Origin of the sequence: Scandinavium goeteborgense (assembly GCF_003935895.2) — a bacterium.
In the GTDB taxonomy this organism is placed as follows: Bacteria; Pseudomonadota; Gammaproteobacteria; order Enterobacterales; family Enterobacteriaceae; genus Scandinavium; species Scandinavium goeteborgense.
Map to the genome: position 1 here is coordinate 4,212,739 of NZ_CP054058.1, position 26,043 is coordinate 4,238,781.

Annotated in this window: 22 protein-coding genes; 10 read left to right on the forward strand and 12 right to left on the reverse strand. The window is 55.4% G+C overall.

Annotated features, from left to right (window positions below):
- Position 1 precedes the first annotated feature (1 nt).
- Positions 2-760: a response regulator gene (locus tag A8O29_RS20920; RefSeq protein ID WP_125351862.1), complete on the reverse strand. Its 759-nt coding sequence runs from the start codon at positions 758-760 to the stop codon at positions 2-4.
- Positions 761-981: 221 nt separating this feature from the next.
- On the opposite strand from A8O29_RS20920, the gene A8O29_RS20925 reads away from it, so the two are divergent.
- The gene (locus tag A8O29_RS20925) at positions 982-1,653 is read left to right on the forward strand and encodes a tetratricopeptide repeat protein (protein WP_125351863.1); all 672 of its coding nucleotides are present in this window, start codon (positions 982-984) and stop codon (positions 1,651-1,653) included.
- Between the two features lie 77 nt (positions 1,654-1,730).
- On the opposite strand, the gene gltP is transcribed toward A8O29_RS20925, so the two are convergent.
- Positions 1,731-3,044, reverse strand: coding sequence for a glutamate/aspartate:proton symporter GltP (gene gltP / locus A8O29_RS20930; RefSeq protein ID WP_133462034.1), 1,314 nt, complete (start codon positions 3,042-3,044; stop codon positions 1,731-1,733).
- A 413-nt stretch (positions 3,045-3,457) separates the two neighbouring features.
- On the opposite strand from gltP, the gene acs reads away from it, so the two are divergent.
- The 3 genes from acs (at position 3,458) to actP (ending at position 7,545) form a co-directional block, all read left to right on the forward strand.
- Positions 3,458-5,416, forward strand: coding sequence for an acetate--CoA ligase (gene acs / locus A8O29_RS20935; protein WP_125355937.1), 1,959 nt, complete (start codon positions 3,458-3,460; stop codon positions 5,414-5,416).
- A 168-nt stretch (positions 5,417-5,584) separates the two neighbouring features.
- Positions 5,585-5,899 carry a DUF485 domain-containing protein gene (locus tag A8O29_RS20940; protein ID WP_110511008.1) on the forward strand — a complete coding sequence of 105 codons (315 nt, stop codon included), beginning with the start codon at positions 5,585-5,587 and terminating at the stop codon, positions 5,897-5,899.
- Complete coding sequence (gene actP, locus A8O29_RS20945; protein WP_125355939.1) at positions 5,896-7,545, forward strand: cation/acetate symporter ActP; 1,650 nt, start codon at positions 5,896-5,898, stop codon at positions 7,543-7,545. Before A8O29_RS20940 ends, actP begins: the two co-directional genes overlap by 4 nt.
- A gap of 33 nt (positions 7,546-7,578) precedes the next feature.
- Here the strand turns inward: actP and A8O29_RS20950 are convergent, their stop codons facing one another.
- Both A8O29_RS20950 and A8O29_RS20955 read right to left on the reverse strand, forming a co-directional pair.
- Positions 7,579-8,268, reverse strand: coding sequence for an LrgB family protein (locus A8O29_RS20950; RefSeq protein WP_125355941.1), 690 nt, complete (start codon positions 8,266-8,268; stop codon positions 7,579-7,581).
- Positions 8,261-8,671, reverse strand: a complete 411-nt coding sequence (locus A8O29_RS20955; RefSeq protein WP_125355943.1) for a CidA/LrgA family protein — start codon at positions 8,669-8,671, stop codon at positions 8,261-8,263. The genes A8O29_RS20950 and A8O29_RS20955 overlap by 8 nt, the downstream gene beginning before the upstream one ends.
- A gap of 102 nt (positions 8,672-8,773) precedes the next feature.
- On the opposite strand from A8O29_RS20955, the gene A8O29_RS20960 reads away from it, so the two are divergent.
- The 3 genes from A8O29_RS20960 to murP all read left to right on the forward strand — a co-directional run bounded on the left by A8O29_RS20960 (position 8,774) and on the right by murP (position 12,175).
- Positions 8,774-9,661: a LysR family transcriptional regulator gene (locus A8O29_RS20960; RefSeq protein WP_125355945.1), complete on the forward strand. Its 888-nt coding sequence runs from the start codon at positions 8,774-8,776 to the stop codon at positions 9,659-9,661.
- A 148-nt stretch (positions 9,662-9,809) separates the two neighbouring features.
- Positions 9,810-10,721, forward strand: coding sequence for an N-acetylmuramic acid 6-phosphate etherase (murQ, locus tag A8O29_RS20965; RefSeq protein ID WP_125355947.1), 912 nt, complete (start codon positions 9,810-9,812; stop codon positions 10,719-10,721).
- A gap of 2 nt (positions 10,722-10,723) precedes the next feature.
- A complete protein-coding gene (gene murP / locus A8O29_RS20970; protein WP_174081412.1) occupies positions 10,724-12,175 on the forward strand; it encodes a PTS N-acetylmuramic acid transporter subunit IIBC in 1,452 nt (483 codons plus the stop codon).
- A 66-nt stretch (positions 12,176-12,241) separates the two neighbouring features.
- Here the strand turns inward: murP and A8O29_RS20975 are convergent, their stop codons facing one another.
- The 4 genes from A8O29_RS20975 to soxR form a co-directional block, all read right to left on the reverse strand.
- Positions 12,242-13,888, reverse strand: coding sequence for a Na+/H+ antiporter (locus A8O29_RS20975; RefSeq protein WP_125354143.1), 1,647 nt, complete (start codon positions 13,886-13,888; stop codon positions 12,242-12,244).
- Positions 13,889-14,085: 197 nt separating this feature from the next.
- Positions 14,086-15,432 carry an NCS2 family permease gene (locus A8O29_RS20980; RefSeq protein WP_125354142.1) on the reverse strand — a complete coding sequence of 449 codons (1,347 nt, stop codon included), beginning with the start codon at positions 15,430-15,432 and terminating at the stop codon, positions 14,086-14,088.
- Between the two features lie 510 nt (positions 15,433-15,942).
- On the reverse strand, positions 15,943-16,611 hold the full coding sequence (locus tag A8O29_RS20985) for a glutathione S-transferase family protein (RefSeq protein WP_125354140.1): 669 nt from the start codon (positions 16,609-16,611) through the stop codon (positions 15,943-15,945).
- A 267-nt stretch (positions 16,612-16,878) separates the two neighbouring features.
- Complete coding sequence (soxR, locus tag A8O29_RS20990) at positions 16,879-17,340, reverse strand: redox-sensitive transcriptional activator SoxR (RefSeq protein ID WP_125354138.1); 462 nt, start codon at positions 17,338-17,340, stop codon at positions 16,879-16,881.
- Between the two features lie 86 nt (positions 17,341-17,426).
- Between soxR and soxS the strand changes: the two genes are divergently transcribed.
- A complete protein-coding gene (gene soxS, locus A8O29_RS20995) occupies positions 17,427-17,756 on the forward strand; it encodes a superoxide response transcriptional regulator SoxS (protein WP_110511020.1) in 330 nt (109 codons plus the stop codon).
- Here the strand turns inward: soxS and A8O29_RS21000 are convergent.
- Both A8O29_RS21000 and A8O29_RS21005 read right to left on the reverse strand, forming a co-directional pair.
- Positions 17,741-19,339 (reverse strand): EAL domain-containing protein, encoded by a 1,599-nt coding sequence (locus A8O29_RS21000; protein WP_125354137.1) that lies wholly within the window; start codon positions 19,337-19,339, stop codon positions 17,741-17,743. The genes soxS and A8O29_RS21000 overlap by 16 nt on opposite strands.
- Positions 19,340-19,641: 302 nt before the next feature.
- The gene (locus A8O29_RS21005; protein WP_125354135.1) at positions 19,642-21,039 is read right to left on the reverse strand and encodes a GGDEF domain-containing protein; all 1,398 of its coding nucleotides are present in this window, start codon (positions 21,037-21,039) and stop codon (positions 19,642-19,644) included.
- Positions 21,040-21,583: 544 nt separating this feature from the next.
- On the opposite strand from A8O29_RS21005, the gene A8O29_RS21010 reads away from it, so the two are divergent.
- Positions 21,584-21,871 (forward strand): YjcB family protein, encoded by a 288-nt coding sequence (locus A8O29_RS21010; RefSeq protein WP_110511023.1) that lies wholly within the window; start codon positions 21,584-21,586, stop codon positions 21,869-21,871.
- Between the two features lie 102 nt (positions 21,872-21,973).
- Here A8O29_RS21010 and ssb1 read toward each other — a convergent pair whose 3' ends face one another.
- Entirely contained in the window at positions 21,974-22,510 is a 537-nt protein-coding gene (gene ssb1 / locus A8O29_RS21015) for a single-stranded DNA-binding protein SSB1 (protein ID WP_125354134.1), read from the reverse strand.
- A 247-nt stretch (positions 22,511-22,757) separates the two neighbouring features.
- On the opposite strand from ssb1, the gene uvrA reads away from it, so the two are divergent.
- Positions 22,758-25,580, forward strand: coding sequence for an excinuclease ABC subunit UvrA (uvrA, locus tag A8O29_RS21020; protein ID WP_125354132.1), 2,823 nt, complete (start codon positions 22,758-22,760; stop codon positions 25,578-25,580).
- On the opposite strand, the gene A8O29_RS21025 is transcribed toward uvrA, so the two are convergent.
- Positions 25,581-25,934, reverse strand: coding sequence for an MmcQ/YjbR family DNA-binding protein (locus A8O29_RS21025; RefSeq protein ID WP_125354131.1), 354 nt, complete (start codon positions 25,932-25,934; stop codon positions 25,581-25,583).
- Positions 25,935-26,043: the final 109 nt, after the last annotated feature.

Below are 26,043 nucleotides of genomic sequence, written 5' to 3' on the forward strand. Positions count from 1 at the left end.
GTCAGAATTGCCCGGCGGCGCTGTGCTTACACGGGCCTGCGGCCGCCTCTTTCACATCGGCGGCAAAGACATAGCCCAGCCCGCGCAGGGTTTTGATCAGCGTCGGCTGGTGCGGGTTGATTTCGATTTTGCGCCGCAGGCGCATGATCAGCACGTCTATCGTCCGGTCAAATACCTCGGTGCTTTCGCTGTGGGTCAGCTCCAGCAGCTGTTCCCGGCTGAGCACGCGCCGGGCGTTTTGCGCCAGCGCCAGCAGCAAACCGTATTCGCCCTGGGTCAGCACGACCGCATTTTGCGAGGGGTCGAACAGCTCGCAGCGCTCGGTGTCGAGTCGCCAGCCGTTAAAGCTGATCCCAGCGCCCTGCCCGCTGCGCACATCCCCCGCCAGCGCGCCACTGCGGCGTAATACCGCTTTCAGGCGCGCCACCACAATCCGTGGGTTAAACGGTTTGCCGATATAGTCATCGGCGCCCATTTCTAGCCCAACCACCACGTCCGACTCGCTGCCCATTCCGGTGAGCATTACCACCGGCAGCGCCGGGCGGATTTTCTGCACCTGCATTAGCACTTGCAGGCCGTTGATATCCGGCAGCATCATGTCGAGCAGCACCAGCGCGATGTCTGGCCGCTGGGCCACCGTCGCCACGCCCTGCTGGCCCAGATGGCACACCACCACGTCAAACACATGCTCGGCGAGCACATCCCGAAGGAGTTCGCAGATTGCCGTGTCGTCATCAATCACCAGTATGACCGGTTTCATCATCAGCCCCTGCTCTGAACGCCATGGAGTAAGTCTGGATGATTCTGGGGCGCGCTCCAGCCAATTCCAGCGCCGGGTGACGAATTTATAACCGCTGTCACATCCCGGTGGCATTCGACACGTCAAAACTGACGAGCCGCTCTTTTTTTACGCTGTTTGCCCCATTTAATTCCCTTGCGGCGCCCTTTATACTGCGGCTCCTTGCATGCGGAAGAAAAAGAATGATTAAGCGCTGTGGCTGGTTATTGTTATTCCCTTTACTGGCGCATGCCGACGAAATCGGCACCCAGTATAAAGAGCAGGCCGAAGCGGGCGACAAACGCGCCCAGTATTATCTGGCTGATACCTATTACAGCTCCGGTGATGAGCCGCATGCTCGCTATTGGGCTGAAAAAGCGGCCCAGGCCGGTGAGCCGGACGCCGTTGCGCTACTGGCGCAAATGATGATGAAAACGAGCCTGCCTAACGCGCGTAAGCTGGCCGAACAGGCGACGCTGGCGGGCAGCGCCAACGGAGAAATCACCCTCGCCCATACGCTGCTGAACACCGAGGCCGGAAAAACCGATTACCCGCGCGCCCTGTCGCTGCTGCAAAAAGCCGCGGAAGATACCGACAGCGACACCGCGGTGGATGCGCAAATGCTGCTGGGGCTGATTTACGCCAACGGCGGCGAAGTGGCGGAAGATGACGCCAAAGCCACGTACTGGTTTAAGCGCAGCTCCGCGCTGTCGCGCACCGGTTACGCCGAATACTGGGCCGGAATAATGTTCCACGAAGGGGAAAACGGCTTCATCAAGCCGAATAAACAGAAAGCGCTGAACTGGTTTAACGTCAGCTGTCTGGAAGGGTTTGATACCGGATGTGAAGAATTAGATGCATTGAGCGGGGAGTAACGCCCGGCGGCGCGATGCTTGCCGGGCCTACAAAAGTAGGCCCGATAAGCGCCATCGGGCGAACGTTTTAACCGTGCTTAACGGTTCGCGGTTTTACTGAATTTGCCCAACATTTCACGCTCGTACGCCTGCGCTTTTTTGCGGTCAAATTTGTGTTCCCACTTGGAAATTACCAGCACTGCCAGCGCGTTACCCACCACGTTCAGCGCGGTACGCGCCATGTCGAGGAGGCGGTCTACGCCTGCGATAAACGCCAGCCCTTCCAGTGGGATCCCCACGCTACCGAGTGTCGCCAGTAGCACCACGAACGACACCCCAGGCACGCCCGCGATCCCTTTCGAGGTCACCATTAACGTCAGCACCAGAATGATTTCCTGGCCGATGGACAGGTCAATGCCGTACAGCTGAGCGATGAAAATCGCCGCGATGCTTTGGTACAGCGTCGAGCCATCAAGGTTGAAGGAGTAGCCCGTCGGCACCACGAAACTGGTGATCGACGCCGGTGCACCGTAGGCTTCCATCTTCTCGATAATTCGCGGCAGTACGCTTTCGGAGCTCGCCGTCGAGTACGCCAGAATCAGCTCGTCCTTCAGGATGCGAATCAAAATCCAGATGCTAAACCCGCACATTTTCGCGACCGCACCCAGCACCACCAGCGCGAAGAACACGATGGCGGCGTACACCAGAATCACCAGCTTGGCGAGCGGCCACAGGGAGGCGAAACCAAAGTTGGCGACGGTGACGGAAATCAGCGCGAACACGCCGACTGGCGCATAGCGCATCACCATGTGCGTCACTTTGAACATCGTTTCGGAAACCGAACGGAAAACGGTGACCAGCGGCTCGCGATGCGCCGACGGCAGCGATGACAGCCCCAGACCAAACAGCACCGAGAAGAAGATAATCGGCAGCATGTCGCCTTTCGCCATTGAGGCGAAAATGTTGGTCGGCACCAACGACAGGATCGTGCCCATCAGGCCATGCGCGTGGCTTTGTACATCGGTCGCAGTGCTCTGGTATTTCGAAATATCCACCGTCGCCAGCGTCGACATATCAATGCCTGACCCCGGCTGGAACACATTCGCCAGCGTAATACCCAGCACGATGGCAATGGTAGTGATGATTTCGAAATAGATAATGGTTTTCGCACCGATACGACCCAGCGACTTAGCATCGCCCACGCCCGCAATCCCGACCACCAGTGTCGAAATCACAATCGGTACCACAATCATTTTGATCAGATGAATGAAGATATCACCGGCGGGTGATAACAGATTAGTAATCAGCCATTCACGGCTATCACTTTGATAATGAAGATAACTACCCAGAAGGATACCCAGCACTAACGCCAGCAGTATCTGCCAGGCCAGGCTGACTTTCGCTTTTTTCATAACTACAGACTTCCTCAACGCAGGGAGACATTTTGTCACGCATGTTTCCCACTGAAACGGGGGATGATTTGTGTTGTTTTATTTAAGACGAATTATTACGCGGCGTATCAGTACCACCTGTACGGCATCCTGCGCAAGCCTTTCAGAACGGGGGTTTGGACCAACAAAATAGGGATTAAGGGGGATTAAATCCGGTTACCTAAAATAACCTTTTGTTATAGCAAACATTTTTTAGTTTAAAAATACATAAATTCACCATGGTTATTATTTCTCTTCTAACGTTCGTTTGGCGAATTTTCATACTCTGCAATTAATGCGTGATCTGTCGCCCAAATAATAAACAAAGCCGCTTAAACCCCTATAATTAACGTTTGCTTGACATATTATTAACATTCTACAGGGAGAAAAAAAGCATGAGCCAAATACACAAACATTCTATTCCCGCAAACATTGCGGAAAATTGCCTGATCAACCCGGAGCAGTATGCGGCGAAGTATCAACAGTCGGTAAGCGACCCTGATGCCTTTTGGGGCGAGCAGGGAAAAATCCTCGACTGGATGAAGCCCTATCAGAACGTCAAAAACACCTCTTTCGCCCCCGGGAACGTCTCAATCAAATGGTATGAAGACGGCACCCTGAATCTGGCGGCCAACTGCCTCGACCGCCATCTGGCCGAACGCGGCGACCAGACCGCTATTATCTGGGAAGGCGATGACGCCACCCAGAGCAAACATATCTCTTATAAAGAACTGCACGCCGGCGTGTGCCGCTTCGCCAACGTGCTGACCGAACTCGGCATCAAAAAAGGCGATGTGGTGGCGATTTACATGCCGATGGTGCCTGAAGCGGCGGTGGCGATGCTCGCCTGTGCGCGCATTGGCGCCGTGCATTCGGTCATTTTCGGCGGCTTCTCACCAGAAGCGGTTGCCGGACGCATTATCGATTCCAGCTCGCGCCTGGTGATCACTGCCGATGAAGGCGTGCGCGCGGGCCGTTCCATTCCGCTGAAGAAAAACGTCGATGACGCGCTGAAAAACCCGAACGTTAATACCATTGAACACGTGGTGGTCCTGAAACGTACCGGCGGAACTATCGCCTGGCAGGAAGGCCGCGACCTGTGGTGGAGCGAGTTGGTTGAAAAAGCCAGCGACCAGCACCAGCCGGTTGAAGTCGGCGCGGAAGACCCGCTGTTTATCCTCTATACCTCTGGGTCTACCGGCAAACCGAAAGGCGTGCTGCACACCACCGGCGGCTATCTGGTGTATGCGGCGACCACCTTCAAATACGTCTTTGATTACCATCAGGGCGATATCTACTGGTGTACCGCCGACGTCGGCTGGGTCACCGGTCACAGCTATCTGCTGTACGGCCCGCTGGCCTGCGGCGCGACCACGCTGATGTTTGAAGGCGTGCCAAACTGGCCGACGCCTGCGCGCATGAGCGAAGTGGTCGACAAACACAAAGTGAATATTCTCTACACCGCCCCAACCGCGATTCGCGCCCTGATGGCCGAAGGCGATAAGGCGATTCAGGGCACCGACCGCTCTTCCCTGCGCATTCTCGGTTCCGTGGGCGAGCCTATCAACCCGGAAGCCTGGGAGTGGTACTGGAAGAAAATCGGCAACGAAAAATGCCCGGTCATCGACACCTGGTGGCAGACCGAAACCGGCGGCTTCATGATCACCCCACTCCCAGGCGCGACCGAGCTGAAAGCCGGTTCCGCGACCCGTCCGTTCTTCGGCGTACAACCGGCGCTGGTCGATAACGAAGGCCATGTGCTGGAAGGGGCAACCGAAGGCAACCTGGTGATCACCGATTCCTGGCCGGGCCAGGCGCGCACGCTGTTTGGCGATCATGAACGTTTCGAGCAGACCTATTTCTCGACCTTCAAAAACATGTACTTCAGCGGAGACGGCGCACGCCGTGATGAAGACGGTTACTTCTGGATTACGGGCCGCGTCGATGACGTGCTGAACGTGTCCGGCCACCGTCTGGGCACCGCAGAGATTGAATCTGCGCTGGTCTCGCACCCGAAAATCGCCGAAGCGGCGGTGGTCGGCATTCCGCACAGCATTAAGGGCCAGGCGATTTATGCCTACGTCACGCTGAACCACGGCGAAGAGCCGAGCGCGGAACTGTATACCGAAGTGCGTAACTGGGTGCGCAAAGAGATTGGCCCGCTGGCGACGCCTGACGTGCTGCACTGGACCGACTCGCTGCCGAAAACCCGCTCCGGCAAAATCATGCGCCGCATTCTGCGCAAAATTGCCGCCGGGGATACCAGCAACTTTGGCGATACTTCAACGCTTGCCGATCCAGGCGTGGTGGAAAAACTGCTCGAAGAGAAGCAGTCCATCTCAATGCCTTCTTAACGATCGGCGAGGGGTTGTGTAGGCCCGGCAAGCAGCGCGCCGCCGGGCATTAACATTCTTGCCCGGTGGCGCTCCGCTAACCGGGCCTACTAATAATAACAATACCTTACCTTCCCGTTTGAATTTCGTGCTACTGAAAGACGACGGGGAACCTCTGGAGACGCGGTGATGAATCAAGATATTTGTCAGCAGATAGAAAACAGTGCGCATTTCAGGGAGCTCGTCGAAAAACGGCAACGGTTTGCCACCCTCCTGTCGATCATCATGCTGGTGGTCTACGTCGGTTTTATTCTGTTAATTGCTTTCGCCCCCGGCTGGCTCGGTACGCCGCTGCATCCGGGTACCAGCGTCACGCGCGGCATTCCCATCGGGATTGGCGTGATCATCATTTCTTTCGTGCTCACCGGCGTGTACGTCTGGCGGGCAAACGGTGAATTTGACCGGCTGACGAAGGCCGTTCTGCGTGAGGTGAAGGCCCCATGAAAAAAATACTGACGGCACTGGCCACTGCGCTCCCGCTGGCGGCGAACGCGGCCGATTCCATTAGCGGTGAAGTGCAGCGCCAGCCGACCAACTGGCAGGCGATCATCATGTTCCTGGTTTTCGTGCTGCTGACGCTGTACATCACCTACTGGGCCTCCAAACGCGTCCGCTCGCGCAACGATTACTACACCGCGGGCGGCAATATCACCGGTTTCCAGAACGGCCTGGCGATTGCCGGGGACTTTATGTCTGCGGCCTCTTTCCTCGGCATTTCCGCGCTGGTGTATACCTCCGGCTACGACGGGCTGATTTACTCTCTCGGCTTCCTCGTCGGCTGGCCGATTATCCTGTTCCTGATAGCCGAACGCCTGCGTAACCTCGGGCGCTTTACCTTTGCCGACGTGGCCTCGTATCGCCTGAAACAAGGGCCGATTCGTATTCTGGCTGCCTGCGGATCGCTGGTGGTCGTGGCGCTGTATCTGATTGCCCAGATGGTCGGTGCCGGGAAGCTCATCGAACTGCTGTTCGGCCTGAACTACCACGTCGCCGTGGTGCTGGTCGGCGTGCTGATGGTGATGTACGTCCTGTTCGGCGGCATGTTAGCCACCACCTGGGTGCAAATCATCAAAGCAGTGCTGCTGCTGTTCGGCGCCAGCTTTATGGCGTTTATGGTCATGAAACACGTGGGCTTCAGCTTCAATAACCTGTTCACCCAGGCGATGGCGGTCCACCCGAAAGGTGCGGCAATCATGAGCCCGGGCGGGTTGGTGAAAGACCCGATATCTGCGCTGTCGTTAGGGTTGGGTCTGATGTTCGGCACCGCTGGTCTGCCGCACATTCTGATGCGTTTCTTCACCGTCAGCGATGCCCGTGAAGCGCGTAAAAGCGTGTTCTACGCCACCGGATTTATGGGTTACTTCTACATTCTGACCTTCATTATCGGCTTTGGCGCGATCATGCTGGTCGGGGCGAACCCGGCGTTTAAAGACGCGGCGGGCCAGCTGATTGGCGGTAACAATATGGCGGCGGTGCATCTGGCCGATGCGGTGGGCGGCAATCTGTTCCTCGGCTTCATTTCAGCCGTGGCGTTCGCCACCATTCTGGCGGTGGTCGCAGGCCTGACGCTGGCGGGCGCTTCCGCGGTATCGCATGACCTTTATGCCAACGTATTCCGCAAAGGCGCGTCCGAGCGCGATGAGCTGCGGGTATCGAAAATCACCGTGCTTATCCTCGGCGTGGTCGCCATTCTATTAGGGATTTTGTTTGAGAAGCAGAACATCGCCTTCATGGTTGGCCTGGCATTCTCGATTGCCGCGAGCTGCAACTTCCCGATCATCCTGCTCTCGATGTACTGGTCGAAACTGACCACGCGCGGCGCAATGCTTGGGGGCTGGTTGGGGCTGCTGACGGCGATTGTGCTGATGGTCCTCGGCCCGACAATTTGGGTGCAGATCCTCGGTCATGAAAAAGCCATCTTCCCGTATGAATACCCGGCGCTGTTCTCCATCGCCGTGGCGTTTATCGGGATCTGGGTGTTCTCTGCCACGGACAACTCCGAAGCCGGAATGCGCGAACGCGAGCAGTTCCGCGCGCAGTTTATTCGTTCTCAAACCGGGATTGGCATCGACCAGGGTCGGGCGCACTAAGCACATCTCCCCGGCCTTCAGGCCGGGGATTTCTCAGAACATCGCCCACGCGACTAACGGCGCACACAGCACCATCGTGACGCCGGAAAGCATCATGACCAGACTGGCAATCACCCCTTCCTGTGGGCCAAGTTCATAAGAACGGGCGGTGCCTGCGCCGTGTGATGCCGCGCCAAAGCCTGCGCCTTTCGCCATACCTTCCCGAATGGCGAGACGCAAAAACAGCATATCGCCGACCGCCATGCCAAACACCCCGGTAATCACCACGAACAGCGCCACCAGTTCCGGCTGTCCGCCCAGCGGCTTCGCGGCGGCGAGAGCAAACGGTGTGGTGATGGAACGCACCGCCAGGCTACGCTGTATTTCATCGGACAACGTAAACAGCCGCGCCAGCCACACTGAGCTGCACACCGCCACCACATTCGCCGTCAGCACACCTGCACTGAGGGACATCCAGTGGCGTTTGATCACCGCCAGATTGTCATACACCGGCACCGCAAAGGCGAGGGTCGCCGGGCCGAGCAGCCACAGCAGCCAGTGCGCTTCGCCCATGTAACTCTGATAAGAAATGTGGCCGAATACCAAAATCAGCACCAGCAACAGCGGAGTGAAAACCAGCGGCATCAACGGCAGTTTGCGAAAGCGACGATACAGGCGTTTGTTGGCGTAATAGAGTCCGAGGGTCATTGCCAGACACAGCAAGCTCAGGGCAAGACTATTCACGGTTTAGCCTGCTCAGCTCGTACCGATACACCTTATCAACCACCCAGGCAGTTGCGCCCAGTACCATCAGGGTGCTCAAGGCAATCACCAGAAAAATGCGCCAGCCGTCGACCATCAGCAATTGTGCGTAATTCACCACCGCCACCACCGCCGGAACGAAAAACAGCAGCATTTCCGCCAGCAGCCAGCGCGAACCGGCGCGTACCCAGTTGAGCGGCAAAATGCGACACACAATCAGCGCCAGCATCAGCACTAAACCGACCAGATTGGCAGGCAGCGGAAGATCGCCCCACGCCACCAGATGTTCCGCCAGCACAAACAATCCGGCGTACAACACCACCTGCACCGGGATTTGAAGATGATGCAGGACAGCAGGCGTTACGCGCCCTAAGGCCACAGCCATGAAAGGAATTCCTGAAAAAAATGAAGGTGTTCAGTATAGAGAGCCGCCGAGTGCGACTGAAATGAATTAAAATCATTGAAGGTATAGTTTCGAGGAATAATCATGGATATAAGAACGCTTCGCTATTTCGTTGAAGTGGTCCGGCAACAGAGCTTTACCCGTGCGGCAGAGAAGCTGTTTGTCACACAACCCACCATCAGTAAGATGTTGAAAAATTTAGAAGATGACCTCAACTGTACCCTACTCATCCGTGACGGGCGCAAACTGCTTCTGACCGATACCGGACGCGTGGTGTTTGAGCGCGGCCTGGCGATTCTGGCCGAATTTCGCCAGCTTGAAGCGGAACTCAGTGATATCAATCACCTGCAAAAAGGAATACTGCGCCTCGGAATCCCGCCTATGGTTGGCATGTTAATGGCCGGCCCGATCAGTTTGTTTCGCCAGCGCTACCCCGGCGTGGAACTCAAAATTGCCGAATTCGGCGGCCTGACGGTGCAACAGGCGGTGATGAACGGCGAGCTGGATGTGGCGATGACTGCCCTGCCCGTGGATGAAGACAGCGGCCTGTCGACGATGCCGTTGTTCAGCCATCCGCTGTGCGTGCTGGTGCCGAAATCCGGTGAATGGCTACACGTTGAGTCCATCAGCCCGGCACAGTTAGCCGCGCACCCGCTGCTGATTTATAACGAAGATTTCGCGCTTAGCCGCCAGTTGATGACCCTGTTTGCCGAGCATGACGTCAAGCCGCGCATCGCGGTGCGCAGCGGCCAGTGGGATTTTTTGGCGGCGATGGTACAGGCGGGCGTTGGCGTGGCGATATTACCGGAACCGATTTGCCAGCGACTCGACAAAAACACCCTGCGCTGGATCCCCCTCGACAGCGAGCTGCACTGGCAACTGGGCATGATCTGGCGCGAAGGCACGTACCTCTCGCACAGCGCCCAGGCCTGGCTCCAGTGCTGCGAAGGATTTTGGCTACCGGGAGGCTAGCCTGGTTCCTCGCTTTCCCTATTGCTCATTCGGCGGTGCAGACTGCGCCCGATCACAGTTCCCGCATTGGGATAAAATATTACTTCTTGTTACTTTATTTGGAATATATTATTCCAAACCATAGAGAACGCTATTCATCGAGGTCGTTATGAAAATTGATTTATCCGCACTGACTACAGAGAGCCGCAACCAGGCGAGCGAGAACATTGACACCCTGTCGACGCTGGAGATGCTGAAAGTCATTAATGCGGAAGACCAAAAGGTCGCGCTGGCGGTTGAAGAACAGCTGCCCGCCATCGCGAAGACCGTCGATGCGATTACTCAAGCCTTTGCCTGCGGCGGACGCCTGATTTACTGCGGCGCGGGCACCTCGGGCCGCCTCGGTATTCTGGATGCCAGCGAATGCCCACCGACCTACGGCACGCCGCGCGAAATGGTGGTTGGCCTGATTGCGGGCGGTAAAACCGCCATTTTGCAGGCGGTCGAAAACGCCGAAGACAGCCCGCAAATGGGCGAGCAGGATCTGCGTGATTTGGCCCTGAACGAACGCGACGTGGTCATCGGCATAGCGGCCAGCGGGCGCACGCCGTATGTGATTGGCGCCCTGAACTACGCTCGCAGCGTGGGCGCGACGACCGGCGCAATCGCCTGCAACCGCGGCAGCGAAATTGGCAAACTGGCCGACATCGCCATCGAACCGATGGTCGGCCCGGAAGTGGTCACCGGATCTTCCCGTATGAAAGCCGGCACCGCCCAGAAACTGGTGCTCAATATGTTGACCACCGGGGCGATGATCCGCTCCGGCAAAGTGTTCGGCAACCTGATGGTCGATGTGGAAGCCACCAATGCCAAGCTGCTGCAACGCCAGGTGAACATCGTGGTGCAGGCGACCGAGTGCGACCCGGCGACGGCGGAAGCTGCGCTGAACGCCTGCGATCGCCACTGTAAAACCGCCATTGTGATGGTTCTGGCGGGCGTCAGCGCCGCCGATGCCAGCGCGATGCTGAATAACAACAACGGCTTCATTCGCAGTGCCATCCAGGGCATCGGGAGCAACTGATCATGGCGAAAATAACCGGCTCGATGATCGAGCAACTTCTGCGATTGGCGGGAGGACCGGCGAACATCAGTGTGTGTGGCAACTGCATGACGCGCCTGCGCCTGACGCTGGTCGATCGGGATGCCGCCGATATCGCACAGCTCAAAGCGGTGCCCGGCGTCCTCGGCGTGGTTAACGGCGACGATCAGCTGCAAATTATTCTCGGGCCGGGTAAAGCGCAAACTGCCAGTGAAATGATGAATGACCTGTTGAAATCAGAAGGTGCTGAGGCGGCTACACCAACCTCAGACGCCGACCTGAGAATGCAGGCCAGCCAGAATAAAGCGAAGATGAAAGGCAAGCAGAACAGCGCGGTGCATAACTTTTTGACCAAGTTTGCCACCATCTTTACCCCGCTGATCCCGGGCTTTATCGCCGCGGGCCTTTTGCTGGGTATCGCGACGCTGTTACAGCAAATGCTCATCAACGATAGCGCATCACCCGCGACCTGGCTCGTGGACCTGATCGCCTATATGAAGGTGTTCAGCATCGGCCTGTTCACCTTCCTCAGCATTCTGATCGGCTTTAACACCCAAAAAGCGTTTGGCGGCTCGGGCGTGAACGGCGCGATCATCGCCTCGCTGTTTATTTTGCGCTATGTGCCGGAAGGTAAAGTCGGCTATTACGCGGGAATGCAGGACTTTTTCGGGCTGGTTATCGACCCGCGCGGCAACATTATCGGCGTGCTGCTGGCCTGTATTCTCGGGGCGTGGATTGAGCGCCAGGTGCGGCGCTGTATTCATGATTCGCTGGATATGATCCTGACGTCGGCCATTACGCTGCTGATTACCGGGGCCATCACCTTCACGGTGATTATGCCGATTGGCGGCGAGCTGTTTAAAGGCATGTCGTGGCTGTTCCTGCACCTGAACGGCAACCCGTTTGGCACTGCGCTACTGGCTGGACTGTTCCTGATAGCCGTTGTGTTCGGCATTCATCAGGGCTTTGTGCCCGTGTATTTCGCGCTGATGGACGCGCAGGGCTTTAACTCTCTGTTCCCGATTCTGGCGATGGCTGGTGCCGGACAGGTCGGTGCGTCACTGGCGCTGTACTTCCGCGCCAAACACGGCTCGCTGTTACGCACACAGATTAAAGGCGCCATTTTCCCGGGCCTGCTGGGGATTGGCGAACCGCTGATTTACGGCGTGACGCTGCCGCGCCTGAAACCGTTCGTGACGGCCTGTCTCGGCGGCGCGGTCGGCGGCTTCTTCATTGGCATGATTTCGTGGCTGGGACTGCCAGTTGGCCTCAACACCGTCTTCGGCCCGTCTGGCCTGGTGTCGATTCCGCTGATGACGTCATCGCAGGGTATTTTCGCCGGAATGGCGGTGTACGTGGCGGGTATTCTGATTTCGTATCTGGCCGGTTTTGTTTTGACCTGGTTCTTTGGCAGTAAAAACGTCGACCTGCAATAACGGTCGGCGATATTCCCCCCCCCCCCCTTTAAGCCGCCATTTAGGCGGCTTTTTTTTGGGCTGAATTTACTGGTCTTCTATCAGCAAGGCTTCCAGCAAATCGAGATCGTGCAGCAGCTTTTGCAGGGTCTCATTGCTGATTTGTCGGGTGGCACGCAGATGGTAAAGCTCACCGCGCTCGGAGCGCAGAGCCGCAAGGCGGAAACGGCGTTCAAGGCTCTCTTCCAGCATTGAGGTTTCCACATCTTTGCGCCCGTCTGCCCGGCGTCGCAGGTTACCGATTACCCGCGAACTCACCTCGGTGAGCAGCTGGTTATCGATGTTTTCTTTGGTGTCTGCTGCCAGCCGTTCTTCCATTTTCTGAATAGCGACAATGGCGACATCTGCCGTGGCGGACCGCGCCAGACGCTCTTCTTTGTGCTGCTGAGACTGGTCGGCAACCTCAATGTGGCGCAACAATATTGGCAGAATCACCACCCCAACAAACAGCGAGAACAGGATCACGCCCGCCGAGAGGAACACCAGCTCATAGCGCGCCGGGAAGATATTGCCATTCGGCAATAACAACGGAATAGAGAGCACACCGGCCAGCGTAATCGCCCCGCGTACGCCAGCAAATGAGGCAATCAGCAGCTCGCGCGTGGTCCAGCTCCCGAACTCCATCGGTTTCTTTTTCAGGAACCGCAGGCTGAAGCGCTGCATGGTCCACAGCCAGCCAAAACGCACCAGCATCAGGGCGGCATAAATCAGGATAACGTCGGCGAATAACACCCAGGTGTCGACGTTCGGATCCGCTTCTGCCGCCACCAGTGACGTTTCGAGAATGCCCGGCAGCTGCAGGCCCAACAGCAGGAATACCATGCCGTTAAACACGAACTCCAGCATCGCCCAGGTGCTGTTGGCGCGCAGACGCATGGCCAGCGGCGCGGTGCGCATCACGCCAGAACGGGTGATGGTCATCCCGGCGGCGACGGCAGCCAGAATACCCGACACGCCGATGTGTTCGGCAATCAGGTAAGACGCGAACGGCAGCAGGAACAGCAGCACAATTTGTGTCGCTGGTTCATCGCCGCCCCAGCGGCTGAGGAAACGTAATGAGCGTCCGTATGACCAACTGACGATAAACCCGGCCAGGATACCGCCGGTTGCCACTTTGACGAACTCCAGTGCGGCCCCGCCGACGGTGAACACCATGGTGCCCATCACCACGGCGACGGCAAATTTTAATGCCACCAGACCGGACGCATCGTTCATCAGCGCCTCGCCCTGCAAGATGCCCATAATCTTTTTCGGGATGCGCCCTTCCCCGACGATCCCGGACAGCGCCACGGCATCGGTGGGCGACAGTACCGCCGCCAACGCAAACGCCGGTAACAGCGGAATCCCCGGCACCGCCCAGTAAATCAGGAAACCGATACCCACGACCGTCACCAACACTAACGCCAGTGCAAGGCCAAAAATCTCTCGCCCGTGCTCAAGAAATTCACGGGTCGGCGTTTTCCATCCGTCGGCAAAAAGCAGTGGCGGAATAAACAGAACGAGGAACAATTCCGGGTCAAACTCGACGTGAAGCCCGAACGTAGGCCACGCCAGCACGGCCCCGATACCAATTTGCATCAGTGGCAGTGGAACCTGAAAAGGGAGGACGCGGGTGATGACCCCGGAAAGGGAGACCACGAGGGTCATGATCAGTATTGTGAAGAATATTTCCATGCTATCCCTGTTTGCGATGTCTTATATCTGTTGCAACCTCTGATAATACGCCTTCAAGCTTATCGCAAAGAACGGCAGGATGTGCCCTAAAAAACAAAAAGGGCGACCCATGGTCGCCCTCAGTGCCTGCGGTACTACGCTTGCCAGGCCTAAAAAGTAGGCCCGATAAGCGTCAGCGCCATCGGGCAAAAATGGACTTAGATAGCCCAGCCGCCCGCGTAGAAGGCTACCAGCGCCAGGGCAATAACCACGGTGCCGATGTTCAGCTTACGCCATTCACCGGATACCACGCGGCCAATCACCAGCGTCGCGAAACCGATCATGATACCGGTCACGATGTTACAGGTCAGAACGATAAACACCGCAGTGATCAGCCCTGCCATCGCATCGACGAAATCACCGAAGTCGATTTTCGCCACATTGCTCAGCATCAGCAGACCCACGTACATCAGCGCCGGTGCGGTTGCATAAGCAGGCACCAGATAAGAGAGCGGGGACAGGAACAGGATCAGCAGGAACAATACGCCAACGGTAATAGCTGTCAGGCCGGTTTTACCACCCGCAGCAGTACCGGCAGCAGATTCGATGTAAACCGCGGCTGGCGCAGCGCCCACCAGACCGGAGAACACGCTGCTCAGGGAGTCAGTGGTCAGCGCTTTGCCGCCATTGATAATCTGCCCGTCTTTATCCAGCAGGTTCGCCTGACCGGCGACGGCACGGATGGTACCCGTGGCGTCAAACACCGCAGTCATCACTAATGCCAGCACGCTTGGCAGAACCACCGGGTTCAGCGCGCCCATGATATCGAGGCTGCCAATCAGCGAATTGCCGTGCTCATCGCTGAGGGAAGGCATGGCGAAGATACCGGAGAAATGCACGGTCGGATCGAAAATCAGGCCGACAAGGGACACGCCGACGATAGTCAGCAAAATGCCGCCCGGCACTTTCAGTTTTTCCAGACCGATAATCACCGCCAGACCAATCAGCGACATGATAACCGGGAAGCTCGCGAAGTGACCCAAGGTCACCGGCAGGCCGTCCAGCGGGTTTTTGATAACCAGACCCACGCCGTTCGCCGCGATCAGCAGCAGGAACAGGCCGATACCAATCCCGGTGCCGTGCGCAACGCCCTGCGGCAGGTTGCGCAGGATCCAGCTACGGATACCGGTGGCGGAGATGATGGTGAACAGCACACCCATCAGGAACACGGCACCCAGCGCCACAGGAATGCTGATGTGCTGGCCCAGCACCAGGCTGAAGGCGGTGAACGCGGTCAGCGAGATGGCACAGCCAATCGCCAGCGGCAGATTCGCCCACAGACCCATGACCAGAGAACCGACACCCGCCACCAGACAGGTCGCCACGAAGACGGCCGCCGGAGGGAAGCCCGCTTTACCGAGCATGCCCGGTACGACGATAACGGAGTACACCATTGCCAGGAAGGTGGTTAAACCGGCAAGGATCTCCTGACGTACGGTGCTGCCACGAGCTGAAATTTTGAACCAGGCGTCCAAACCGCCGGTACGCGCTGAAGGCGTAGACATAGAAAACATCCCCTGAGAATTTTTATCATTCGTCCGTTTGCATGGTGGACAATCCACTGCCAGCTAAGCGTTATCTCCTTGTGCAACATCGCGACCAAGGGGGGCCGCAAAAAAGCAAACGATTAGCTCCACGCAAACAAAAACGGTGTGCAAAGTGAACTGTTCTCAATCATTTCTTCAGAACAGTGAATTTTACCGAATGAATTTCGAGTTGCATTGCGGCGGCAACTGCGCGAATCCCCAGGAGCATAGAAAACTATGTGACTGGGGTGAGCAAAAGCAGCCAACAAAAATGCGGCCCGAAAGGCATCGGTAAAAGAAGGCAAACGATTATCTGGTTTTTATCCGGTGCTTTTCAACTGATGATTAGGCCATTTCGCTAAATTTCCCTTATGACGGCGAAGAAATAGACAACGTGTGCGCAAACGATATCGTCCATGCGCAATCTGCTAACATTTTTGCGAACGTTTGTTTTCATTTCTCCGGGTCATCGGTTTTTGTGATGATGAATCAACTGCCGGGAAAATCGAGTGGGCCACCTTGTTGAATGGCTCTCTGCCAGGCGGGACGATTTTCAACGCGTTTTGTCCACGCCGTCAGATTCGGCATCGTGCCCTTTTCTCCACGCGCCAGTAATGCCATCGCCGGATAGCTCATCTGAATATCCGCCATACTGAGCTGCTCTCCGGCAAACCACGTGTTTTGTGCCAGGTGCGATTCAATAAAGGCCGCATGCGTGGCCAGCTGTTTATTGAGATATCCCTTCTGCACACCCTGGGACAACAATTTGCCCACCGTTCGCAATCCAATCGGCACCGGCGGCTTACCGAGACGCCCAAACACCAGCTTCATGACCAGGAACGGCATCAACGAGCCCTCGGCGTAATGCAGCCAAAAGCGGTACTGAATGCGCTCCTCCGGGTTCAAGGGTTTTAGCGTTTGTCCGGGATCGTGCGTCTCCTGCAAATATTCCAGAATCGCGCCCGACTCGGCGAGGATCAGCCCGTCGTCTTCCAGCACTGGCGATTTACCTAGCGGATGCACTTTTTTCAACGCCTCAGGCGCCAACATGGTCGGCTCGCGCTGGTAACGTACTATCTGGTAAGGCAATTCCAGTTCTTCTAAGGCCCAAAGCACGCGCTGGGAGCGCGACAAATTAAGATGATGTACCGTCAGCATGGCGGTCTCCTGTGAGTTGTTCAAAATAACTATAGGAACTGTGGCGAAAGCCGTGAAAAAATTCGGCTAAATAATCGCCAATGGCGGTGGCAAAAATCGGGGTGCGACTTACAATTAAAGTGTCAGTACAAACCGGAACCTCCAACTACTTTTGATCGACTGAGGCGTGCTGATGTCGGGGGAAACCCTCCTGTGAAGCAACGGGATAGAGAGAAAGACAAAGACCGGAAAACAACTAAAGCGCCCAATTGTGGCGCTTTAGTTTTTTTAGGCATTCTCATCCGGGAAGTGCGCGCCGGGCCCTTTCTCACCGAGCATATCGCCCGGGTTGCGCAGCGGGCAGTCGCGATGCGACAGGCAGCCGCAACCGATGCAGCCATCAAGCTGGTCGCGCAAAGCGACCAACGTGTGGATGCGGCTATCCAGTTCCTCGCGCCATTGGGACGACAGCTGTTTCCATGCTTTTGGACTCAGGTTATGCCCTTCCGGCAGCACGCCCAGCGCGTCGCTAATGGTGGAAAGCGGAATGCCGATTCGCTGGGCAATCTTGATGATCGCCACATAACGCAGCACGTCACGACGGTATCGACGCTGGTTGCCTTCGTTACGCGTGCTCTCAATTAATCCTTTGCTTTCATAGAAATGCAGCGCAGACACGGCAACGCCGCTACGCCTTGCCACTTCACCCGGCGTCAGCAGGGTTTTAATGCGGGATGATTTCTTTTCCATAAAGCGCTTTACCTCAAGTTAACTTGAGGAATTATACTCGCCCGCAGACAAAACGACGAACCGAAATTGTGAAAGAGAGGCCGCTTATGTCCCATCACGACATCATTGAAACGCTGATTGAATGGATTGATGACCATATTGATCAACCGCTTAATATTGATGTGGTCGCCAGAAAATCGGGCTATTCAAAATGGTATTTGCAGCGGATGTTTCGCGCAGTGATGCATCAGACGTTAGGGGAATACATTCGCCAGCGGCGGTTGCTGATGGCGGCAGAAGAACTGCGCACGACGAAACGTCCGATTTTTGATATTGCGATGGATTTGGGTTACGTGTCGCAGCAGACCTTTTCGCGCGTCTTTCGCCGGGAGTTCGACCGCACCCCGAGCGACTACCGCCATCAGATCTCAGCGTGAGCCGTCTGAAGGCTTGCCCACGGCATTGAGCCCTGCTGCCACTCAACAAACTCGTGCGGCGGCATGGCTTTTGCGAAATGCCAGCCCTGACAGAACTGTACCCCACGCTTTAGAAGCCAACTGACCTGCTCGGCGGTTTCGACGCCTTCCGCGATGGTCTTCAGACGCAGGCTTTGCGCCATTTCGATGATATGTTCCGCAATCAGATGGCTGGTGCTATTGGTGGTGAGCGTGTCGACGAACGATTTATCGATTTTCAGGATATCGACGTTCAACGAATAGAGGTTGTGCAGGTTGGAATAGCCAGTGCCGAAATCATCGATGGCCACTTCATAACCCGCCTGACGAAACGCCTGAATAACCGGTGTCGTTTTGGGCACATCAATAAACCCGCGCTCCGTCACCTCAATTTTGATTTGCTGAGCCCGAACCCCATACTGCAAGGCCTTATCGGAAATCATCGCAATCAGACGCGAAGAGTGGAAATCAGAGGCCGAGAGGTTAATGGAGATATACAGCTGAGGGTTGTGCTGTAGAAAATCACCTAAGTCAGTGAACACCGATTCCACGACGTAATCCGTCACCTGCTCAATTAAACCTTCTTTCTCCGCCAACGGAATAAATTCAGCCGGGCTCATTACCGGGCCGTCAAACCCGGGCCAGCGCAGTAGCGCTTCAGCGCCAACGCATTGATTGTTTTTGATATCGATAATGGGCTGATAATGCAGCCGCAGCTGCTGCTTATTCAGCGCTCGCTGTAATAAGCGCTTCGGCGAATTAAACCGCTGACGGCTGCGAGCCCAGGCCAGCAGGATAAGTATGCTGCAAATGAATCCCAGCGGCAGGGTCAGCATCGCTTGATGGCGGAAGTTTTGGAAATAACGCGCATCTGATGTCGAAATAATAATAGCAATCGGCCGACGTTCAGAAAGCGCGATGGTATAAAAACGGCCATCGTGCTGAAACGCAGACCCGCTGTCACGGATTAGCGGTTTTAAGGTATTCAGACTGGTGTTTTCGCTGACGGAAAAGAAGGTTTTGGTTTTGGTGTCGTAGGCACCAAAGGCGAGGCTATCGTCATCCGTCACGATTTCGCTATAGGACAGCGGGTTAATCACCGCGACATAATTCCCGCGCTGCATATACGTCATGTTATAGCCGGGAAAAAACGGGGTATCGCGATAATAATAAATAGCAATATCAGGTTTGCGGCGGTAATTAGGCGCGGGCATCGACCAGGCTTTATCCGGATGCACCGATGTGGAGCAGACAAACCGATCGCCCTGCGCATAAATTAAATCTTCAACGTACAGGCGTCCGCGAACGATATTTAACATCTGCTTCTGATGTTCTGGCGAGCACAGCATGCCGGTGTAATGTTCGGCGGCGTCTCTGGCGAGATCGGCCTGGCGAATAACCTGTTCCGTTTTATTCAGGGCGATGTGAGCGAATGTATTAAGCTGACTGTGGGTTTCAGACTCGGCTCTGAACTGCGAAAACCAAAGCGCAAGCATCACCGGCAAGAGCACGACGATGATCACCCCCAAGCCCCTCTGCACGATGCTTCGCGCACTCTGGTTCATATTCAGCCTGATATCCCTGCATTTAATGTGCCTGACACTCAGGCTGGACGCTTTCTGACAGGGGATAACGTTGCATGAATCATTCAACATTAGCAACCGTCTTTTGCCCTCAAAATTCGAATATGTGGTTATGACGATAATATTTGCCCGTAAGGCAAACTAAAAGTTGTGCCAGCGTTTTTATTAAGCCTGCTATTTATTAAGCAATGCTTGATAATGTTGTTTAAAAGGCAGGTGCCATGGAATTAAGTAAAATCTAATCACCACAGCAGGCAGTTAAAAAAATGCCGCCCGCTGTAGGATTAAGATGTCAATGAAGTCACCACTGTTTTGCCGCGTCCGGTGCGCTTGGCGTCATAAAGTGCGTTATCGACCAGCGTTAATAGCACCGCACGTTCGGTATTATTTTCACTGACCACCATCGCGCCTGCGCTAAAGGACAACGCCACTGAGGCACCGGCAACCTCAAAGGGCACGGAGCGCAGCTGCGCCCGCAGCCGGTCGGTAAACGCAACGGCTTCGTCGGTTTCAGCAAACGGCAGCATTAGCAGAAACTCCTCCCCGCCTAACCGTCCTAGCCGTGACTGGCCCTCACACTGTTCGCGGATATGCTGGCAGAAGTACACCAGCGCATCGTCACCCGCCTGATGCCCCCAACGGTCATTAATTTGTTTGAAGTGATCAAGGTCAATCATGACCATGACAAAGTGCGTATCTTTTTGTTCTGACTGACAATTATCGAGGCTTTTCTGTAAGTGATTGAGGATTGCCAGCCGGTTGAAACAGCAGGTCAGCGCGTCGGTAGTGGCCTGGAAGGCCAGCAGGTTTTCCGCACGTTTACGCTCGGTGATGTCCACGCCGATATTCATTATTTCGCCGTCGGGTAACATGATATTTGACCACAGCGTGGCCAGCACCTCACCATCGCGTCGGTGCGGATACCATTCATGCATCTCAAGTGTAGGAGAGTAGTTCACCGACTCTCGCACCCCGCGACGTACTTCAGGATCGGGATAAAATAGCGCCAGCGGGTCCGGCTGACGATTTATTTCCTCCAGCGTCCAGCCGAATACTCGCTCACATTCTCCGTTCCATAATATGCAGCGATTATGTTTATCAAAGGAATTCATTAATACCGGTGCGCGTTCGAAAAGAATACGATATTGATTAACGATGTTTTTCAATTCTACGGCGGTGCGCTCGCGAGTTATTAATTCAGTCATCGCGTCATGTAATTTCTCCGCAATTATCAGCGCCACGCTGCGTAATACCGCTGGCGCTAATAAAGGCTGGTCGAACGCCAGAAAAATAAAGGCGCGAGCGTCTTCCTGTAGCGGGAATATTCGGCACAGCACGCCACATTGTAATTCCTGCGCCAGCGGGTGCGTGTCGGTATAAAGTAACCGCCCCACGTCCCGATGCCAACATTTCACCCGCCAAGGAGCCTGCTGCTGACGTAGAGCCACCAGCAAACGTCCGGCGCTTTCTTTGGCATACAAAGGATCGCCCAACACCTCTAACTGCTGAACGTCGTCAATTTCCAGCATGATCCAGGACAGCCGCGCGCCGAATACCTCGTGGATGAGCTGCAAAACATCGGCCAGCGTACGATGTGCCGACAAACCGGGCATGAGCTTGGCCAGACGATGCAGACAAAGCTCTGCATCATTAATTGCTGTGTGTAATCTGTCTTTTTTCATTTTTCAGTCACAGGTTCGTTAAGGACAAAAACCTGCAATGAATAAATCAGATACTGATTCGCATGATTAAGCACAGGTTAATCATGAAGGTGTACATTCAGACAAACAAAACACACTGTGTTGTCTTAAAAAAATTACAAATAAACAAAATACTCAATGAAATCAATGGCTGATTAATTGATCGCAAGTAAATATATTTATCCAGAAAGCATATGCCATGTAATTTATAATGTAAATATTGTACAAATGCTAAACTATCGTAACAATTTCCTATCTCACTGAAATATCTGATATCCCCGCCAAAGAACGCCAAGAATATATTCTCAATATCAATATATAGGCTTAGTTTTTCGATTTCTCGGTATGTAAAATTTCACCATACCAGTGGCGAATAAAACAGCGAATGTGATATAGTTCACACAATCTTATGAAACACAAAACAGTGTTTCATTTCATTGGTCGATGCCTGTCGATAGCCAGAGTGTGATGCCCCTGATGAGCAACGCCGCGCTATCCCTGGCTTCGTTTTCAGAGGGTACGTTTCATGATGTCTGTCACCACCGGCGTTGTTCTCCTCCGCTGGCCACTCACGAGCGCAGTGCTGATGTTTTTGGCGAGCACATTAAAAATTCAGTTCCGTAAATCCGATTACGCCGGGCTGGCGGTTATCTGCAGTCTCTTTGGCGTTGCGGCCTCCTGCTGGTTCGCCACGGGTTTACTGGGGATTACCCTGGTCGACCTGACGCTGGTCTGGAACAACATCAAAGACGTGATGATGGAAGTCATGAGCCAGACTCCAACCCCATCAGCATGGCCGATGGTCGTGACCTGATTTCAGCGACGCCGCCTGAGTTAGCAGAATAAAAAAAGCGCCTCCTTTACGGGAAGCGCTTTTTTAATGCGTGACGTTTCTGTCAGACAATATGCATCGTTATCAGAACGGGATATCGTCGTCGAAATCCATCGGCGGTTCGTTAGACGGAGCCGGTGCAGCGGCTGGCTGCTGCTGCGGACGAGACTGCGCGCCGCCGCTGAACTGATTGCCGCCGCCCTGTGGCTGCTGTGGTTGACCCCAGCTTCCACCCTGCTGCTGACCGCCACCTGCTGGTGCACCGCCGCCTTGACGGCCGCCGAGCATCTGCATGGTGCCGCCTACGTTAACAACCACTTCAGTGGTGTATTTTTCAGCACCGCTCTGATCGGTCCATTTGCGGGTACGCAGCTGGCCTTCGATGTAGACCTGGGAACCTTTACGCAGATATTCACCGGCCACTTCTGCCAGTTTGCCGAACAGCACGACACGGTGCCATTCAGTCTGCTCTTTCATTTCGCCGGTCGCTTTATCACGCCAGGATTCAGAAGTAGCCAGCGTAATGTTGGCAACTGCACCACCACTCGGCATGTAGCGTACTTCCGGGTCCTGACCCAGATTACCGACGAGAATCACCTTGTTTACGCCTCTGCTGGCCATGATCGTGTCTCCTGAAAACATTTCTTAATAGTGTAAACGGGGGATTGTAGCATTACAAAGTGTCGATTTGATAGTTTGCGAGCCGTATTCCAGGATTACGTTGTGGACTGTTGTCGTTGCAGCGAAGCGCGGAAGCACGATTCCAGTACTGTATATTCATTCAGGTCATTCTGTGTCATAATTAGCCGTTTCCGCCGTTTGTCCTTCAAGCAAACCAGGCATTCCGAGTCTCTACCGGGAAAGGTGAATGGATAAGATCGAAGTTCGGGGCGCCCGCACCCATAATCTCAAAAACATCAACATCGTCATCCCTCGCGACAAACTGATTGTCGTGACCGGGCTTTCTGGGTCAGGTAAATCTTCGCTGGCGTTCGATACGCTGTATGCCGAAGGCCAGCGGCGCTACGTTGAATCACTCTCCGCCTATGCGCGTCAGTTCCTGTCATTGATGGAAAAACCTGACGTTGACCACATCGAAGGGCTGTCGCCCGCGATTTCTATTGAGCAAAAGTCAACGTCTCACAACCCGCGTTCCACCGTCGGGACCATCACTGAAATCCACGATTATCTGCGTCTGCTGTTTGCCCGCGTGGGCGAACCGCGCTGCCCGGATCACGATGTGCCGCTGGCGGCGCAGACCGTCAGCCAGATGGTCGATAACGTGCTGTCACAGCCTGAAGGCAAGCGCCTGATGCTGCTGGCGCCGATGATAAAAGAGCGTAAAGGCGAGCACACTAAGACGCTGGAAAACCTGGCGAGCCAGGGTTATATCCGCGCCCGCATTGACGGCGAAGTCTGCGACCTGTCCGATCCGCCAAAGCTTGAGCTGCAGAAAAAGCACACTATTGAAGTCGTGATTGACCGCTTCAAAGTGCGCGAAGATCTGGCCCAGCGCCTGGCCGAATCATTTGAAACCGCGCTGGATCTCTCCGGCGGCACCGCGATCGTTTCAGAAATGGACGATCCGAAAGCCGATGAACTGCTGTTCTCCGCCAACTTCGCCTGTCCGATTTGCGGCTACAGCATGCGTGAACTCGAACCGCGTCTGTTCTCGTTCAACAACCCGGCCGGTGCCTGCCCAACCTGTGACGGCCTCGGCGTGCAGCAGTATTTCGACCCGGACCGCATCATCCAGAACCCGGAGCTTTCCCTTGCCGGGGGCGCAATCCGCGGCTGGGATCGCCGTAACTTCTACTATTTCCAGATGCTGCGCTCGCTGGCGGAGCATTATGAATTCGATATCGAAGCCCCGTGGGGCAGCCTGAACGCAAATGTGCATAAAGTGGTGCTGTATGGTTCAGGCAAAGAGTCAATTGAATTCAAATACATGAACGACCGGGGCGATACCTCCGTGCGCCGCCATCCGTTCGAAGGCGTGCTGCATAATATGGAGCGCCGCTACAAAGAGACCGAATCTAACGCGGTGCGCGAGGAGCTGGCGAAATTCATCAGCAACCGGCCGTGCACCAGCTGCGACGGCACTCGTCTGAACCGCGAAGCGCGCCACGTGTTTGTCGAAAACACCCCGCTGCCAACCATTTCAGACATGAGCATCGGCCATGCGATGGAGTTCTTCCAGAACATGAAGCTGTCCGGGCAACGCGCCAAGATTGCGGAAAAAGTGCTGAAAGAGATTGGCGATCGCCTGAAGTTCCTGGTCAACGTTGGCCTGAACTATCTTTCCCTTTCCCGCTCGGCGGAAACCCTCTCCGGCGGTGAAGCCCAGCGTATTCGTCTGGCTAGCCAAATTGGTGCCGGTCTGGTGGGTGTGATGTACGTGCTGGATGAACCGTCTATCGGCCTGCATCAGCGCGATAACGAACGCCTGCTCGGCACCCTGATTCACCTGCGTAACCTCGGTAACACGGTGATTGTGGTAGAGCACGACGAAGATGCTATCCGCGCGGCTGACCACGTGATTGATATCGGCCCGGGCGCTGGCGTCCACGGCGGCGAAGTGGTGGCGGAAGGTACGCTGGAAGACATTATGGCGGTACCCGAATCGTTGACCGGTCAGTACATGAGTGGCAAACGTAAAATCGAAGTGCCGAACGATCGCGTTCCGGCTGACCCGTCAAAAGTGCTGAAACTGACCGGCGCACGCGGTAACAATCTGAAAGACGTCACGCTGACAGTACCTGTTGGCCTGTTTACCTGCGTGACGGGTGTATCCGGTTCCGGTAAATCAACGCTGATTAACGACACGCTGTTCCCGATTGCACAGCGCCAGCTCAACGGCGCGACCATCGCCGAGCCTGCGCCGTATCGCGATGTCACGGGCCTCGAGCATTTCGACAAAGTTATCGATATCGACCAGAGCCCGATTGGCCGTACGCCGCGCTCTAACCCGGCCACGTACACCGGCATCTTTACGCCAGTGCGTGAACTGTTCGCGGGCGTGCCGGAATCGCGTGCGCGCGGTTATACGCCGGGGCGTTTTAGCTTTAACGTCCGTGGCGGCCGCTGCGAAGCGTGTCAGGGCGATGGCGTCATCAAGGTGGAAATGCACTTCCTGCCGGATATCTACGTGCCGTGCGACCAGTGCAAAGGCAAGCGCTATAACCGCGAAACGCTAGAGATTAAGTACAAAGGCAAGACTATCCACGAAGTGCTGGATATGACCATTGAAGAAGCGCGTGAGTTCTTTGATGCCGTTCCGGCGCTGGCGCGTAAACTGCAAACGCTGATGGATGTGGGCCTGACCTACATTCGTCTCGGCCAGTCGGCGACAACGCTCTCCGGCGGTGAAGCTCAGCGCGTGAAGTTAGCGCGTGAGCTGTCCAAACGCGGTACCGGGCAGACGCTGTATATCCTCGATGAACCGACCACTGGCCTGCATTTTGCCGACATCCAGCAGTTGCTGGACGTGCTGCATAAGCTGCGCGATCAGGGCAATACCATCGTGGTTATCGAGCATAATCTGGACGTGATTAAAACCGCGGACTGGATTGTCGATCTCGGCCCGGAAGGCGGCAGCGGCGGCGGGGAAATTCTCGTCTCCGGTACGCCGGAAACGGTCGCAGACTGCGAAGCCTCGCATACTGCGCGCTTCCTTAAGCCGTTGCTGTAATCACTCTGAAAGATGCTGCCTGACCTGGTCAGGCAGCATGCCCATCGCTTGTTGATAAGACGCATCAACCAGATAGTAAATCTGCGAATCCGGCAGTGACCCGTCGAGATACACCGTGCTCCAGTGCGCTTTATTCAGATGCTGACTGGGACGCACATCGCTGTGCTGCTGACGCAGTAAATCTGCCAGTTCCGGGCTGGTTTTGAGCGACGTCGCGGGACGGCCCTCCACCTCTTTCACCATCGCAAACAACACATCAGACACTTTAATCTGCGTGGCCTTCCAGTCGCTGTGAACGCTCTGTTCTGCGCCTGGCTTGTTCATGCAATATTGCAGCAACTCCGAAATGGTCATCTTTATCCCCCGAAGGAATGCGAAATGAGTCTTTTCTTAGTGTGCAACAAGACGGAAGAAAGGGAAACGGTTCTGATTAAAAAAACGGCAACCTTATCGATTGCCGTTA

Excerpts from the sequence above, each read along its gene's own strand:
- A8O29_RS21005 (WP_125354135.1), bottom strand. The coding sequence starts at position 21,039 with ATGAAAAAAGACAGATTACACACAGCAATTAATGATGCAGAGCTTTGT.
- murP (WP_174081412.1), top strand. The coding sequence starts at position 10,724 with ATGGCGAAAATAACCGGCTCGATGATCGAGCAACTTCTGCGATTGGCG.
- uvrA (WP_125354132.1), top strand. The coding sequence starts at position 22,758 with ATGGATAAGATCGAAGTTCGGGGCGCCCGCACCCATAATCTCAAAAAC.
- ssb1 (WP_125354134.1), bottom strand. The coding sequence starts at position 22,510 with ATGGCCAGCAGAGGCGTAAACAAGGTGATTCTCGTCGGTAATCTGGGT.
- A8O29_RS21010 (WP_110511023.1), top strand. The coding sequence starts at position 21,584 with ATGATGTCTGTCACCACCGGCGTTGTTCTCCTCCGCTGGCCACTCACG.
- soxR (WP_125354138.1), bottom strand. The coding sequence starts at position 17,340 with ATGGAAAAGAAATCATCCCGCATTAAAACCCTGCTGACGCCGGGTGAA.
- A8O29_RS20925 (WP_125351863.1), top strand. The coding sequence starts at position 982 with ATGATTAAGCGCTGTGGCTGGTTATTGTTATTCCCTTTACTGGCGCAT.
- acs (WP_125355937.1), top strand. The coding sequence starts at position 3,458 with ATGAGCCAAATACACAAACATTCTATTCCCGCAAACATTGCGGAAAAT.
- A8O29_RS21025 (WP_125354131.1), bottom strand. The coding sequence starts at position 25,934 with ATGACCATTTCGGAGTTGCTGCAATATTGCATGAACAAGCCAGGCGCA.
- A8O29_RS20975 (WP_125354143.1), bottom strand. The coding sequence starts at position 13,888 with ATGGAAATATTCTTCACAATACTGATCATGACCCTCGTGGTCTCCCTT.
- gltP (WP_133462034.1), bottom strand. The coding sequence starts at position 3,044 with ATGAAAAAAGCGAAAGTCAGCCTGGCCTGGCAGATACTGCTGGCGTTA.
- A8O29_RS20955 (WP_125355943.1), bottom strand. The coding sequence starts at position 8,671 with ATGGCTGTGGCCTTAGGGCGCGTAACGCCTGCTGTCCTGCATCATCTT.
- murQ (WP_125355947.1), top strand. The coding sequence starts at position 9,810 with ATGAAAATTGATTTATCCGCACTGACTACAGAGAGCCGCAACCAGGCG.
- soxS (WP_110511020.1), top strand. The coding sequence starts at position 17,427 with ATGTCCCATCACGACATCATTGAAACGCTGATTGAATGGATTGATGAC.
- A8O29_RS20960 (WP_125355945.1), top strand. The coding sequence starts at position 8,774 with ATGGATATAAGAACGCTTCGCTATTTCGTTGAAGTGGTCCGGCAACAG.
- A8O29_RS20920 (WP_125351862.1), bottom strand. The coding sequence starts at position 760 with ATGAAACCGGTCATACTGGTGATTGATGACGACACGGCAATCTGCGAA.
- actP (WP_125355939.1), top strand. The coding sequence starts at position 5,896 with ATGAAAAAAATACTGACGGCACTGGCCACTGCGCTCCCGCTGGCGGCG.
- A8O29_RS20940 (WP_110511008.1), top strand. The coding sequence starts at position 5,585 with ATGAATCAAGATATTTGTCAGCAGATAGAAAACAGTGCGCATTTCAGG.
- A8O29_RS20985 (WP_125354140.1), bottom strand. The coding sequence starts at position 16,611 with ATGCTGACGGTACATCATCTTAATTTGTCGCGCTCCCAGCGCGTGCTT.
- A8O29_RS20980 (WP_125354142.1), bottom strand. The coding sequence starts at position 15,432 with ATGTCTACGCCTTCAGCGCGTACCGGCGGTTTGGACGCCTGGTTCAAA.
- A8O29_RS21000 (WP_125354137.1), bottom strand. The coding sequence starts at position 19,339 with ATGAACCAGAGTGCGCGAAGCATCGTGCAGAGGGGCTTGGGGGTGATC.